The 13,905-nt window shown below is 38.9% G+C and carries 12 protein-coding genes and 3 tRNA genes; 7 read left to right on the forward strand and 8 right to left on the reverse strand.

Annotated features, from left to right (window positions below; all coding sequences use genetic code 11):
• Positions 1–23 precede the first annotated feature (23 nt).
• The 8 genes from rplC to AC5YGB_RS07675 all read right to left on the reverse strand — a co-directional run bounded on the left by rplC (position 24) and on the right by AC5YGB_RS07675 (position 8,975).
• Entirely contained in the window at positions 24–875 is an 852-nt protein-coding gene (gene rplC / locus AC5YGB_RS07640) for a 50S ribosomal protein L3 (RefSeq protein WP_496137150.1), read from the reverse strand.
• A gap of 23 nt (positions 876–898) precedes the next feature.
• Complete coding sequence (rpsJ, locus tag AC5YGB_RS07645; protein WP_020026353.1) at positions 899–1,210, reverse strand: 30S ribosomal protein S10; 312 nt, start codon at positions 1,208–1,210, stop codon at positions 899–901.
• Positions 1,211–1,285: 75 nt separating this feature from the next.
• Positions 1,286–2,476 (reverse strand): elongation factor Tu, encoded by a 1,191-nt coding sequence (tuf, locus tag AC5YGB_RS07650; RefSeq protein WP_020026356.1) that lies wholly within the window; start codon positions 2,474–2,476, stop codon positions 1,286–1,288.
• A 13-nt stretch (positions 2,477–2,489) separates the two neighbouring features.
• Positions 2,490–4,592 carry an elongation factor G gene (fusA, locus tag AC5YGB_RS07655; protein WP_020025195.1) on the reverse strand — a complete coding sequence of 701 codons (2,103 nt, stop codon included), beginning with the start codon at positions 4,590–4,592 and terminating at the stop codon, positions 2,490–2,492.
• Between the two features lie 15 nt (positions 4,593–4,607).
• On the reverse strand, positions 4,608–5,075 hold the full coding sequence (rpsG, locus tag AC5YGB_RS07660) for a 30S ribosomal protein S7 (protein ID WP_020025196.1): 468 nt from the start codon (positions 5,073–5,075) through the stop codon (positions 4,608–4,610).
• A gap of 19 nt (positions 5,076–5,094) precedes the next feature.
• Positions 5,095–5,469, reverse strand: a complete 375-nt coding sequence (rpsL, locus tag AC5YGB_RS07665; RefSeq protein WP_020025197.1) for a 30S ribosomal protein S12 — start codon at positions 5,467–5,469, stop codon at positions 5,095–5,097.
• Between the two features lie 88 nt (positions 5,470–5,557).
• Entirely contained in the window at positions 5,558–6,040 is a 483-nt protein-coding gene (locus tag AC5YGB_RS07670; protein ID WP_496137151.1) for an arsenate reductase/protein-tyrosine-phosphatase family protein, read from the reverse strand.
• A gap of 145 nt (positions 6,041–6,185) precedes the next feature.
• Positions 6,186–8,975, reverse strand: coding sequence for an FG-GAP-like repeat-containing protein (locus tag AC5YGB_RS07675; protein WP_496137152.1), 2,790 nt, complete (start codon positions 8,973–8,975; stop codon positions 6,186–6,188).
• 201 nt (positions 8,976–9,176) lie between these two features.
• On the opposite strand from AC5YGB_RS07675, the gene AC5YGB_RS07680 reads away from it, so the two are divergent.
• The 7 genes from AC5YGB_RS07680 (at position 9,177) to AC5YGB_RS07710 (ending at position 13,898) form a co-directional block, all read left to right on the forward strand.
• The gene (locus AC5YGB_RS07680) at positions 9,177–10,142 is read left to right on the forward strand and encodes a KpsF/GutQ family sugar-phosphate isomerase (protein ID WP_496137153.1); all 966 of its coding nucleotides are present in this window, start codon (positions 9,177–9,179) and stop codon (positions 10,140–10,142) included.
• A gap of 34 nt (positions 10,143–10,176) precedes the next feature.
• Complete coding sequence (locus tag AC5YGB_RS07685) at positions 10,177–11,565, forward strand: UDP-N-acetylmuramoyl-L-alanyl-D-glutamate--2,6-diaminopimelate ligase (RefSeq protein ID WP_496137154.1); 1,389 nt, start codon at positions 10,177–10,179, stop codon at positions 11,563–11,565.
• Positions 11,552–12,880 (forward strand): UDP-N-acetylmuramoyl-tripeptide--D-alanyl-D-alanine ligase, encoded by a 1,329-nt coding sequence (locus AC5YGB_RS07690; protein ID WP_496137155.1) that lies wholly within the window; start codon positions 11,552–11,554, stop codon positions 12,878–12,880. The genes AC5YGB_RS07685 and AC5YGB_RS07690 overlap by 14 nt, the downstream gene beginning before the upstream one ends.
• Before the next feature lie 34 nt (positions 12,881–12,914).
• Positions 12,915–12,991 (forward strand) — tRNA-Arg (locus AC5YGB_RS07695).
• Positions 12,992–13,045: 54 nt separating this feature from the next.
• A complete protein-coding gene (pgsA, locus tag AC5YGB_RS07700; RefSeq protein ID WP_496138026.1) occupies positions 13,046–13,660 on the forward strand; it encodes a CDP-diacylglycerol--glycerol-3-phosphate 3-phosphatidyltransferase in 615 nt (204 codons plus the stop codon).
• 29 nt (positions 13,661–13,689) lie between these two features.
• Positions 13,690–13,765, forward strand: a tRNA-Gly gene (locus AC5YGB_RS07705).
• A gap of 59 nt (positions 13,766–13,824) precedes the next feature.
• Positions 13,825–13,898, forward strand: a tRNA-Cys gene (locus AC5YGB_RS07710).
• Positions 13,899–13,905: the final 7 nt, after the last annotated feature.

Here is a 13,905-nt window from a genome sequence, read left to right on the forward strand (position 1 = left end):
AGACCTATATATATTCTATTTTTTTAAGCTTCAGCTTCTTTATCTTTGCCTTCGTCAGCTTCGTCAGCTGACTCTGCTTTTGGCGACTCTACTGGAGCCGCTTCTTCTGCTGGAGCTTCTGCTGCAGCTTTTGCTGCCTCAGCCTCTGCTTTTGCAACTTCAGCTTCTGCAGCTTCATTAGCTAACTTATCTGAAAGCTCTTTGGTTACTTTAGAATTAGCATTATTTTTCTTGTCTGACAAAAACACTCTCACAAAGCCATTTTTTGACCCTGGAATCGCGCCCTTAACTAATAACAAGTTACGATCACTATCAACTCTTAAAATCTCAAGGCACTCTTCAGTCACCTGAGCATTACCCATTTGACCCGCCATTTTTTTACCTTTAAATACACGGCCAGGCTCTTGGCACTGACCAGTAGATCCAATAGCACGGTGAGATATAGAGTTACCGTGTGTTGCATCCTGCATACTAAAGTTATGGCGCTTTACACCACCTTGAAAACCTTTACCTTTTGATTGTCCAGTGACATTAACGAAGTGTCCTGCACCAAAAAATGAAATATCAAGATTAGGCATTGCTGAGATTTCAGCATCGCTTACTCTCATCTCCCATAGGCCATCGCCTATTTCTTGAGATGCCTTAGCGTAGTGACCCTTAAGAGAACTACTAACGCGTCCAATTTTGGCTTCGCCTTTCTTGTTCATCTTTCTACCAGTAGTCACTTGCACTGCATTGTAACCATCAGAATCAACTGACTTAGTCTGCACTATGCGATTAGGTTCTATTTTTATAACGCTTACAGATGCTGCTGAACCATCATCAGCCATAAGTCGCGTCATTCCTACTTTTTGTCCTACTAATGCAATTGCCATTTTCTTAATCCTATCTTTATCGATTAGTTAAGTTGAATTTTTACGTCAACTCCCGCAGCCAGATCTAATTTCATCAAAGCGTCTACGGTTTTATCAGTTGGACTTATAACGTCCATCAACCTAACATATGTTTTTAACTCGTACTGATCTCTAGCATCTTTATTTACGTGCGGAGAAGTCAATACAGTAAAGCGTTCTTTCTTTGTAGGCAAAGGGATTGGGCCCCTTACACTAGCACCTGTGCGCTTAGCTGTCTCGACAATCTCTACGGCTGATTTATCGATTAAACGATGATCAAATGCCTTTAATTTAATTCTAATATTTTGATTGCTCATTTGCCTATTTGCCTTTTCTAACTTCCGAAACGAAAAAACCGTCGATTATACAATAATTCGACGGCCTTAATTTAACTAACTTGTTATCTTCGAGACGACTCCAGCACCTACCGTGCGTCCGCCTTCTCTAATTGCAAATCTTAAACCCTCTTCCATTGCAATTGGAGCAAGTAACTCAACTGTCATCTTCACATTGTCGCCTGGCATAACCATTTCAGTACCTGATGGTAATTCACATGCGCCAGTCACGTCTGTTGTTCTGAAGTAGAACTGTGGACGATAGTTGTTGAAGAATGGCGTATGACGGCCACCTTCTTCTTTGCTTAAGATATAGACTTCAGCTTCAAACTTAGTGTGCGGGTTGATCGTCCCTTTCTTAGCTAAGACCTGACCACGCTCAACTTCTTCACGCTTGGTACCACGAAGAAGAACACCAACGTTATCACCTGCTTCACCTGAGTCAAGCAACTTTCTAAACATTTCAACACCCGTACATGTAGTCAACTGAGTGTCTTTAATACCTACGATTTCGATTTCATCACCCACGTTTACAACGCCGCGCTCGATACGACCAGTAACAACCGTTCCACGACCTGAGATTGAGAACACGTCCTCAATAGGCATAAGGAATGTCTTATCTGTATCACGCTCTGGTGTTGGGATATAAGTGTCTAACGCTTCAACTAACTTCAGGATTGAAGGAACACCGATATCTGATGTGTCACCCTCGAGTGCTTTTAGTGCTGAACCAAAAACAACTGGCGTGTCATCACCTGGGAATTCATATTCTGTTAGAAGCTCACGGATTTCCATTTCAACAAGTTCAACGAGTTCTTCATCGTCAACCATGTCAGCTTTATTCATGTAAACCACAATGTATGGAACACCGACCTGACGAGACAATAGAATGTGCTCACGTGTTTGAGCCATTGGTCCATCAGTTGCAGCGATTACAATAATAGCGCCGTCCATCTGAGCAGCACCTGTAATCATGTTCTTCACATAGTCAGCGTGTCCTGGACAGTCAACGTGTGCGTAGTGACGAGCTTCTGACTCATACTCTACGTGTGCTGTTGAGATAGTGATACCACGCTCTCTTTCTTCAGGAGCATTATCAATATCTGCGTAATCCTTGAACTCACCACCACGGGCTTCAGCCATCACCTTAGTAAGGGCTGCAGTTAAAGTCGTTTTACCATGGTCAACGTGACCAATTGTTCCCACATTTACGTGTGGTTTGGTTCTTTCAAATTTTTCTTTTGCCATTTTTAATCCCCTATTAAGAATTTAATTTTTCAATAACATCTTCTGCAACATTTCTTGGAGCAGCAGTATATTTGGCAAACTCCATTGAATAGTTTGCACGTCCTTGTGACATAGAACGAAGGTCTGTCGCATAGCCAAACATTTCAGCTAAAGGTACTTCAGCTCTAATTTGCTTTCCAGCAGGCGTATCATCCATCGCACTTACAATTCCTCTGCGACGGTTAAGATCACCCATCACATCACCCATGTAATCTTCCGGTGTTGAAACTTCAACTTTCATCATGGGCTCAAGCAATTGAGGATTAGCAAGTTTCACACCCTCTCTGATGCACATTGAAGCCGCAATTTTAAATGCCATTTCATTAGAGTCGACATCATGGTATGAACCGTCATAGACTGTTACCTTAACGTCAACTAATGGGAAGCCAGCAATAACACCATTCTGCATCTGCTCCTGAACACCTTTGTTAACCGCTGGAACGTATTCCTTAGGAATAACACCACCTTTAATTTCATCAACAAACTCATAGCCAGTTCCTGGTTCTTGAGGCTCTATTCGCAGATAGACATGTCCGTACTGACCACGACCACCAGACTGTTTAGCAAACTTATGTTCGTGCTCGACTAGAGTCGTAATTGTTTCACGGTATGCCACTTGAGGCGCACCAACATTACACTCAACATCAAACTCACGCATCATACGGTCAACGATGATATCTAAGTGAAGTTCGCCCATACCAGCAATAATAGTTTGGCCAGACTCTTCATCTGATGAAACTCTAAACGATGGATCTTCGTTAGCGAGCTTACCTAGAGCAATACCCATCTTCTCTTGGTCAACCTTAGTTTTAGGTTCAACAGCAACAGCAATAACCGGCTCAGGAAATTCCATTCTTTCAAGAACAATTTTGTCCTTCATGTCACACAATGTATCACCAGTAGTCACATCTTTAAGACCAATCGCAGCTGCGATGTCTCCGGCTCTTACTTCCTTAATCTCTTCACGGTCATTAGAGTGCATTTGTACAATACGACCGATGCGCTCTTTCTTGTCTTTCGATGAATTGTATACAAAATCACCTGACTTCAAGACACCTGAGTAAACTCTGAAGAAAGTTAAGTTGCCCACGAACGGGTCAGTCGCAATTTTGAAAGCTAATGCAGCAAATGGCTCAGTATCTGTTGGAATTCTTGGCGCAACAGTTTCAGCTGCATCATCTAAGATTCCACTAATTGGCTCAACATCTAAAGGTGAAGGCATATACATAATCATTGCGTCTAGAACAGCCTGAACGCCTTTGTTTTTAAATGCAGTACCACAAAACATAGGAATGATTTCATTCGCAATTGTTTGTAAACGGATACCTTCTTTAATTTCGTCATCAGTCAGAGTACCTTCTTCCAGATAGCTTTCCATTAATTCTTCTGTTGCCTCGGCTGCAGATTCAATCATGAATTCACGCTTCTCATCGGCTAGGTCCTGAAGCTCAGCAGGAACATCCTTGACTTCATAGGTAGCACCTTGGTCTGCTTCATTCCAATAAATTGCTTTCATTCTAATAAGGTCAACAACACCCTCGAAAGCATCCTCTGCACCAATAGCAATTTGCATTGGAACAGGGTTAGCACCTAATCTAGTTTTAACTTGTTCAACAACTCTCAAGAAATCTGCGCCTGCTCGGTCCATCTTATTAACAAAGCCGATTCTTGGAACGTTATATTTGTTAGCTTGTCTCCAAACTGTTTCGGATTGAGGCTCTACACCGCCAACCGCACAAAAAACGGCGCAAGCGCCGTCTAATACTTTTAGTGACCTCTCGACCTCAATCGTAAAGTCCACGTGACCTGGGGTATCAATAATATTGACACGGTGATCATCGAATTGACCATCCATACCATTCCAGAAACATGTTGTTGCAGCTGAAGTAATTGTAATACCTCTTTCTTGCTCCTGCTCCATCCAGTCCATTGTTGCACTTCCGTCGTGAACTTCACCAATTTTGTGAGTACGGCCTGTATATAAAAGAATACGTTCAGTTGTAGTTGTCTTTCCGGCATCAATATGTGCCATGATTCCGACATTACGATAACGATTAATAGGTGTGGTTCTTGCCATGATTGAGTCCTTAAATTACCAGCGGAAATGAGCAAAAGCTTTGTTTGCTTCTGCCATTCTGTGAGTGTCTTCTTTCTTCTTGAATGCAGTACCACGATTCTGAACCGCATCAAGAACCTCTCCAGCTAATCTAAGCTTCATACCCTTTTCACCACGTTTTCTTGAGGCTTCTATAATCCAGCGCATTGCCAAAGCGACCTTTCGATCTGATCTGACTTCGACTGGAACTTGATAAGTTGAACCACCAACACGGCGAGACTTGATTTCGACTTGAGGACCAATATTGTCTAAAGCCTTTTTGAATGTTTCGATTGGCTCAGCATTACCTTTAGATTCGATTGTATCCAATGCATCATAAACAATCTTTTCTGCAACTGATTTCTTACCATCAAGCATCAGAATGTTTACAAATTTAGCTAGTACGAGATCGCCGTACTTAGGATCTGGTAATATTTGTCTTTTTGGTGCGGCTCTTCTTCTCATATTAGTATTCTCTTAAAAATTATTTTTTAGGTCTCTTGGTACCGTATTTTGAACGGCCTTGCATTCTTCCATCAACACCTGTTGTATCTAGTGCTCCACGAACAGTGTGGTAACGAACACCAGGTAAATCCTTTACACGGCCACCACGGATAAGAATCACAGAGTGCTCTTGAAGATTGTGACCTTCACCACCAATGTAAGTAGTAACTTCAGCAGAGTTAGTCAGTCTGACACGAGCAACCTTTCTAAGAGCAGAGTTTGGTTTTTTTGGAGTTGTAGTATAGACTCGAGTGCATACCCCACGCTTTTGCGGGCAGCTGTCTAATGCAGGAACACCAGTTTTAACTATCTTCTTACTTCTCGGCTTTCGTACCAATTGGTTAATCGTTGACATAAAGGTTTATACTCCAATGTATATTTAGTTTTTCGCCCACTTTGGGGTGAATAAAGCCGGCAATTATACTTTGGTGGTATCTACGATGTCAATGAATATTGGTCTTTTTTTCGATACTTTCATAAAAAGACAAACAGGCTGAGTGGACCATTTTGAAGACTTCATCAAATTTCCCTTCATAATAGGGGTCAGGAACACTAGCACCAGGATGCTCATTAGAATAATCTAACATTAATTCAATCTTTGAATGACTATCCTTAGGGCACATTGATTTCAATCTCTCAAGGTTGTCAAAATCCATAGCAATAATGAAGTCATAATAATAAAAGTCACTCTCATGAACTTGACGTGCTCTCTGGCTTGACAAGTCAACGCAATGATTGATCGCAGCTTGTTGAGATCTTTGATCAGGTGAATTACCTATATGATATGCATGCGTTCCAGCTGAGTCTATTTCAAAATATTGAGACTTAGTCTTTTTTTCAACAATTGATCGAAATGCGCCCTCTGCAGTTGGTGAGCGACAAATATTACCCATACAAACAAACAAAACTTTATTTTTTAATTCCACTGATTTAGTTCAAATAAATATGAATGGCAAAAGTTTTCCATCATGGAATTATATTTCAATTTGTGCTGATAAGATGGATAGAATAAAAAGTATTAGATGCTTTCGCATGGGCTAGTTAAAATTCTCTATTAATACTAATAAAAGTCTAATAATTTTCTTTTTTGAAGTCGATAATCACATCATAAAAGGATGGATAAAAAATTTTATCAAGGACATACTTTTTTGTATTGTTATCCCATGACTTTATTTCATCAAATCTTCCTCTCAACTGAAGAGAGTCCATACTTCCAGAAAATTTAATATTCTTAGATTCAACCATATACCTAATTGGGTTGAACTCAAATGAGACATTTATGTTTCCTTCTTTATCAATTACACCTTCAAAAGTATCATAAGTGCTGATTGCACTGGTATCGAGGTATCGATATTTTCTTGCAACACTAATCTTCCCATCTTTGATTATGAATTGTGCGCTGCCGATATTTTGAATGCCATTATCTGATTCGGTGGTAAGCAAGAAAGCATAAGATCCATCAAATGAATTAGCTGCCTCGCTAACTTTCTTGGCAGGCTCAATAGACTTGATTGGCTTAATTTGGATAATCATTTCAAAATAATCATCAAACTTTCCTTTTATTTGGAGCTCATTCATCCTTCCCGAAAAAATCACTGGCTGGGGGCTACCTTTACCCTTCAGTGCATTCACAGTAAATGAGGCAGTTATATTACCTTGTTTGTCTATTTGGCCTTCAAAAGTATCGTAATACGAAGTTGAACTTGTTTTAAGTTGTCGAGATTTCTTCGCAACACTTATCTTTCCATCTTTTATTTCTAATATACCTCTACCTAAATCTATAGACCCTTCAGAAGAATTAAAGCGGTCCAACGTGAATGAATAAGATCCATCAAATGCATTAGATACCTCGCTGACTTCTTTGACTGACTCAAGAGGCTTGGCAAGATTAATAGTTGTAGCTTCTTCTAGGAGCATGAAAGCCTTAAAGGAATTTTTAAAAGCAGTCTCACCCCATATCTTCTTATCTTTTATCGATCCATTAAATTCATAAGGTTCTGGTGCATTTTTTCCATTTAAAACATCGAGCGTCATAGATGCAGAAACTTTTCCTTTCTCATTAATTTGGCCACTAAAAGTGTCATAGAAATCTGTTGAACCTGTTTTGAGTTCACGATTGTCTTTTTCTATCATTACTTTACCATTACTAATATTAACAAAACCACTCCCAACTCTCTGATTATCTTCATTATCAGAATATCTAAATACATCAAAACTATATCGTCCATCAAATAGTGGGCTACTTTTGTTTTCTTCGGTAAGTACTACCTCTAGTTCACCATGTTCTTCCAACACCACTTTCTCTTCCGAATTTAAAGCTATTTTATTTATTACTATGCTGTTATTATCTAACTGCTGAATAAGCTCACCAGTATCATGATTGAATTCGAAGTAATAAGGCTCAAAATTAAAATCAAAAATAACAATCTTATCTTTATCAAGCATCACTTTATAAGGAAAATGGTTTTCTGAAACATTTTCTTTTTTAAACTTACCTGAGTTCATAATTCTTAAATTTTTACCATCTTTTATAAGTGTTGAAAAACCCCAGCCTTGGTGGTTATTACTTGTAAGTAGTAGAAATTTATCATCAAACTCCATGAGATGATGAATCATGGAAAAGTCATTACTCCATGGATCACCTCCGCATTGATTGGCTTTTTTAATAGGCATTTGAATTAGGTCAAATGTTGAGAAAGAACCGCTTCCATTATTTCTAAGAATGCTAGGAGCATGGCTACAACCATTTGTGCCAATAAGTAAATCAAGATAACCATCGGAGTCCAAGTCTGCAAGCTCAAGATAATTTGTGTGATGTTCGATTTGAATAATGCCTTGATTTTTAAAATTTCCCTTTCCATCATTAATATAAATGACTGACCTATCTACATAGGAAATGATAAAGTCCTGGTCGCCATCATTCTCTATATCACCAGCAGTTATTCCATGTGCTTTATCTAATATGCCAAATTCAACATGTTTAAATTTATCGCCTGTGCTCATAAAAAGATGACTTTGATAAGACGGTTTGTAGCTATAAGGTGGATTGTCCCAACCAGCTTCAGCAATAATATAATCATCAATGCCATCACCATTAAAATCTGCAATACGAATCATGCGAGCATTTTTTACATAAGGAGCATTTCCACTTACAAAAAATTGACCAGCATCTTTTGGCCCTTGGGCCTTTCCATTTTCATCAGTCAAAAAAGCTACAACTTGAAATACAATGTCTCCACTTACACAACCCTCTCTGCTGCAGTTCTTATATATTTCGCTTGAATTGTCCTTTTTCACCTGAGTAAAGCCATACAAGAAAACAAGCCAATCTTTATCGCCATCATGGTCTAAGTCAATACTGATAAAGTCTTCAACTAAAGCTGATGGATTGTTTTGTCCGATCCATCCAACTTTTTCACTAATTTCAACTGTATCAAAGTATAGTTTAGCACCCCACTTTTCTTTGTCTGGAAACTCTGAAACCCTTTTCTTTTTGAACAATTTATTTAACTCAGGTATCCCATCAAGTTTACTTATTTGAAAAGCTTCTCCTTTTCCTTGAATTTTTGCTATTCGCATTCTTGTATCAAGTAATTTAGCATAAGCAAAATAAAATGGGGGTTCTGAGTGATACTTGTTGTTGTGGGTATAAGTACCTTGCGATATTGGTGAAATTATATTTTCATTAATTTGTTCGGATGCTGCATTATTAATATTATCATTTCCACCACCACAGTTGAATACAAAGTAGGTACCATCCTCTGAAATACTTTTGACTGGCTCACTACCATCTGGGCATGGCCCGGCATATGCCTGGATTGAAGAAAGGGTTAGGATTAAAACTAGGAAGATTTTTTTCATTCAATAATTATATTTCATTCTGAACTATTATTTATCTTTAAAAAATATAATTTTCAATTCAAGTAGAAAAACTCAAACTAAAGCTGCAGTAAAAAAATTGTCATGTCTATTTTTATAAGTAACAAATGATTATATAACCTATTCTTGTAAATAATATTTATAATCTCTGTATACATAACAAAGACCAATTCTACTGAACCTGTGGGTAAATCATTAATCGATATCGCTAAAGAAGTCATTCAAACTGAATCTGACTCTGTTTTATTACTTAAGGATAGAATCGATCAAAATTTTATTGACGTTTGCCATACTCTCAAAAGCTGTATGGGGAAAGTTGTTCTGATTGGAATGGGTAAGTCTGGCCATATTGCTAAAAAAATCTCTTCAACCCTAGCATCTACAGGGACTCCTGCTTTCTACTTGCATCCCGGAGAGGCGGGTCATGGCGACCTAGGAATGGTAAGTCATGATGATGTTGTTATTATGATTTCTTATTCTGGGGAGTCAGATGAGATTATTGCACTGCTCCCAGGCATCAAAAGAATGAATGTACCTATTATCAGTATGACAGGTAATGCTAAATCTTCAATCGCCTCATCTAGTGATTTTCATATGGATGTCAGTGTCGATAAGGAAGCGTGCCCTCACAATTTAGCACCAACCTCAAGTACCACTGTGGCTTTGGTGATGGGAGATGCCATTGCTGTCTCACTTATCTCTTCAAACAATTTCACATCAGAAGATTTTGCGATGTCTCATCCTTCAGGATCTCTAGGCAGAAGACTACTTACCCTTGTTTCCAGCATTATGAAATCAGGGAAAGATATTCCAATGGTCTCTAGAGAGACCCTCCTTATTGATAGCCTTTTAGTGATGAGTGAAAAGGCGCTTGGAATGGTTCTCATTGCTGAAAATGAAAAGCTTACAGGGATCTTTACAGATGGTGACTTAAGAAGGGCGTTGGAGTCCAATGTCGATTTTCAGAAGCTAGCCATTGGAGATGTCATGACCATAAATTGCAAGTCCATTGAGCCACATGAACCTGCATTAATCGCTATGAAATTGATGGAGAAATACAGCTTAAACTCATTGCCAGTTGTTGACTCAAGTAACAATATAGTTGGCGCAATCAACATGCATACTTTGATTCAAGCAAAATTATTTTAATAAGTATAAATTACCTTAATAGGTTTTAATAATAATGGACATTAAAACCCTTTTATCTAGCATTCATCAAACAACTGAAACATTCGACGTTTCTGGGATTTCGCTTAATTCGAATACACTTTCAAAAGGTGATTTATTTATTGCACTTCAAGGTGAGAATAGTCATGGTGTAGAGTATATCGACAGTGCTATTGAGAATGGCTGCGTAGCAGTTTTAATAGAGGGTAAAGACTTTGAATGTGATGTTCCCACTATTCGAATTGACAACCTCAAGACGCACCTATCTAAACTTGCTCAAAATTTTTACACCAAAGCAAAGAATGTTGATCTCATTGCGGTTACTGGAACAAATGGTAAGACCTCTGTCAGTCATTACATTTCGCAGTTACTAGATTTCTTAGAGGTTGATAATGGCGTCATTGGAACTCTGGGAATCAGCAAGGTGGATAAGAAGAGTGTTAATACAACGCCAGACATCTTCTCAATATACAGTTCACTCGAAGAATACTGGAATCAGGGAATTAAGCTAGCCATCATTGAGGCCTCTTCTCATGCGCTCATACAAGATCGACTTGAGGGGCTTTCATTTATTCATGGCATTTTTACTAACTTGACTCAAGATCATCTTGATTACCATGAGACAATGGACAATTATCGAGAGGCCAAAGTCAAACTATTTAAGAATGACTTCTCAAAAAAAGCTATTATTAATCGGGATGATGAAAGCCATCAATACTTTTTAGATAATGCCTCAGACAAAAATCCAATAACATTTGGGCTTGATGATTTAGAATTCTTTAAAAATAGTGAGAATGGTTTTATTTGTCAGCTCAATAATTACGTCTTTGAATTGCCCTTAGTGGGAGAGTTTAATCTTTCGAATGCGATGGCTGCATATCAAAGTGTCAAATGCTTGGGATACAGTGACGATCAAATTATTCCTTTTCTCGCAAAGCTTTCACCGCCGCCCGGAAGAATGCAGCAGCTAGAAAACTCTCACATTTGGGTAGACTATGCCCATACGCCAGATGCGCTCGATAATGCCCTTTCTACACTTAAGACACACTACCCAGAATTCAAAATTAGGGTCCTATTTGGCTGCGGTGGTGATAGAGATAAAGGCAAAAGACAGATTATGGGCAAGATAGCGAGTGAGACTGCTGACAGCATTATCTTAACTAATGACAATCCTAGGAGTGAGGACCCTCAGTCAATCGTGAATGATATTCTGGCAGGAACAAAAGTTGAAAATGATGTTCAGGTCATTTTAGATCGGGGTGATGCAATCAAATCAGCCGTCCAGACACTTGGTGAAGAAGAGGCACTGCTGATAGCCGGCAAAGGTCATGAAACGACTCAAATTATAGGATCCAAAACTCTTCAGTTTAGTGACATTGAGGTAGCATTGAATGCTCTCAACTAATATCCAAAAAATTGCTAAGGTTGTCAATGGCAAGTTAAATAGTAACGAAGCTAGAGAGTTTAATGGGGTCTGTACTGATACCAGGGCAGATATCAATGGGAAACTTTTCATCGCACTCGAGGGTCCAAATTTTGATGCCCATAGCTTTGCACAAAACGCAGAAGAGTTAGGCGCAATTGCAATCATTGCTCATAAGAAAATTCATTCAAACTTACCTGTGATTCAAGTCAACAATACTGAGAAGGCTTACCAAGATATTGCGGCCTGGCATCGCCAATTTCACTCCCCCGTTGTCATTGCAATCACAGGAAGTAATGGCAAAACTTCGACTAAAAATATGCTCAACTCTATTTTGTCGATTGCTGCGCCCACCCTATCAACAAAAGGTAATCTTAACAATCATCTTGGTGTTCCAAAAACACTCCTTGAGCTGGAAGAGAGGCACAAGTACTGCATTATTGAGATGGGTGCAAATCATCAACATGAAATCTCGCTATTATGCTCCATTGCGTGTCCAGATATTTCAATCATTACCAATGCGAATAACGCTCATTTAGGTGAATTTGGAAGCGAAGAAAACCTAGTAATAGCTAAAGGAGAAATATTAGAATCATTAACTAAAGATGGTGTAGCCCTAATAAATATTGCCTCTCCGCATAAAGAAACCTGGCACGAAATGTCTGGCACCCAGAGTCTCACCTTTTTTGGTAAGGGTAGCGGAATATATGCAAGTGAAATCACTGAATCCAAATCTCACATCAACTTCAATCTTAACTATAGTAATGATTCTTTGAATATAAATCTTTCTATGATTGGACTGCATCAGGTTGACAATGCATTGGCTGCTGCTGCTTGTGCCATTGCACTTGGAATTGAGTCAGATGTTATTAAAAAAGGCCTTGAAAATACCCTGCCAGAAAAAGGCCGACTAGAGTTGATTGAACTTGAGAATTTTAAGATACTTGACGATAGCTATAACGCAAACCCAGAGTCAATGAAGGCTGCAATAGATTGTATTGGTAATTTTTCTGGGGAGAAAGTTTTGGTGCTTGGATCTATGGGTGAACTCGGTATAGATTCAAAAAAATTGCATCAAGAAATCGGTGACTATGTTCGTCAATCCAAGATTGATCATCTTTTAACAATTGGAGAAGACGCTAAGGAATATCAGGGCCAACAGTTTGAAGATATAAACTCTATTTTTAAGTCAATTCAAACTAATCATCAAGGCTCCACAATACTAATTAAAGGATCAAGGATGATGCGGCTAAATGAATTAGTTGATAATTTAGTAAATAGCGAAAACTCTTCTTGACCTTTAGATGAAACATGGCGATAATTACGCAGCTGCGCTCGTAGCTCAACTGGATAGAGTACTCGGCTACGAACCGAGCGGTTGCAGGTTCGACTCCTGCCGAGCGCGCCAACCTTATAAAGTTTATTCTAAACGCAATGAGTCTTTGATAGAATTAACATTATGATGACTCTCCCAAACCTAATCACCCTATCAAGAATCTGCTTAATTCCAGTTTTCATTGGTTTATTTTACTTACAACCGGACTATGTAGAAGGTAGGCCGGGTGAAATTCTAGAGTCGCTATCCGAAAATAGTCTTAGCTGGGTTCATTACTCAATTGTTTCAATATTCGTGCTTATAAGTGCAACCGATTTTATAGATGGTTTTTTAGCAAGAAGGCTTAATCAGGTCTCTAAACTTGGGGCATTTCTTGATCCGGTTGCAGACAAATTATTAGTTTGTACAGCGCTTATTCTTTTAGTCGACTATTATCACACGTGGTTTGTAACAATACCTTCAATCATTATTATCTCTCGAGAAATTCTTGTTTCTGCCTTAAGAGAATGGATGAGCGAGATTGGCCAAAGGGCCAATGTTGCAGTATCTTGGATTGGTAAATCTAAAACCCTTGTTCAAATGGTGGCGATAATTTTTCTGCTGATTCATCAGCCACTCTTCACTTTTTCAGAAGAAGAGATAAATATAATGGGTTTTGCACTGTTGTTTTTTGCTACATTTCTCACTTTGTGGTCTGGTATAAAATATCTTGTTGCCGGCTTAAAAACATTTGACAGTTAGAAAAAAAACACTATAATTTCACACCTTGTGCGGGAATAGCTCAGCTGGTAGAGCATCACGTTGCCAACGTGAATGTCGCGAGTTCGAATCTCGTTTCCCGCTCCAAATTCTAACTGCGTTTTTTGGCCTGTAGAAAACAGGCTTTTTTTAGTTAAAGCTAAAATGGCTGGGTAGCAAAGCGGTTATGCAGGGGCCTGCAAAGCCTTTTAGACCGGTTCGACTCCGGTCCCAGCCTCCAATTATAT

It is taken from the genome of Candidatus Pseudothioglobus sp. uisw_142, from assembly GCF_059512465.1.

What these genes read in the sequence shown, in the direction of transcription:
- AC5YGB_RS07675 (WP_496137152.1), bottom strand. Translation starts at nt 8,975, where the DNA reads ATGAAAAAAATCTTCCTAGTTTTAATCCTAACCCTTTCTTCAATCCAG.
- rpsJ (WP_020026353.1), bottom strand. Translation starts at nt 1,210, where the DNA reads ATGAGCAATCAAAATATTAGAATTAAATTAAAGGCATTTGATCATCGT.
- fusA (WP_020025195.1), bottom strand. Translation starts at nt 4,592, where the DNA reads ATGGCAAGAACCACACCTATTAATCGTTATCGTAATGTCGGAATCATG.
- AC5YGB_RS07690 (WP_496137155.1), top strand. Translation starts at nt 11,552, where the DNA reads ATGCTCTCAACTAATATCCAAAAAATTGCTAAGGTTGTCAATGGCAAG.
- AC5YGB_RS07685 (WP_496137154.1), top strand. Translation starts at nt 10,177, where the DNA reads ATGGACATTAAAACCCTTTTATCTAGCATTCATCAAACAACTGAAACA.
- pgsA (WP_496138026.1), top strand. Translation starts at nt 13,046, where the DNA reads ATGACTCTCCCAAACCTAATCACCCTATCAAGAATCTGCTTAATTCCA.
- rpsG (WP_020025196.1), bottom strand. Translation starts at nt 5,075, where the DNA reads ATGAGAAGAAGAGCCGCACCAAAAAGACAAATATTACCAGATCCTAAG.
- tuf (WP_020026356.1), bottom strand. Translation starts at nt 2,476, where the DNA reads ATGGCAAAAGAAAAATTTGAAAGAACCAAACCACACGTAAATGTGGGA.
- rplC (WP_496137150.1), bottom strand. Translation starts at nt 875, where the DNA reads ATGGCAATTGCATTAGTAGGACAAAAAGTAGGAATGACGCGACTTATG.
- rpsL (WP_020025197.1), bottom strand. Translation starts at nt 5,469, where the DNA reads ATGTCAACGATTAACCAATTGGTACGAAAGCCGAGAAGTAAGAAGATA.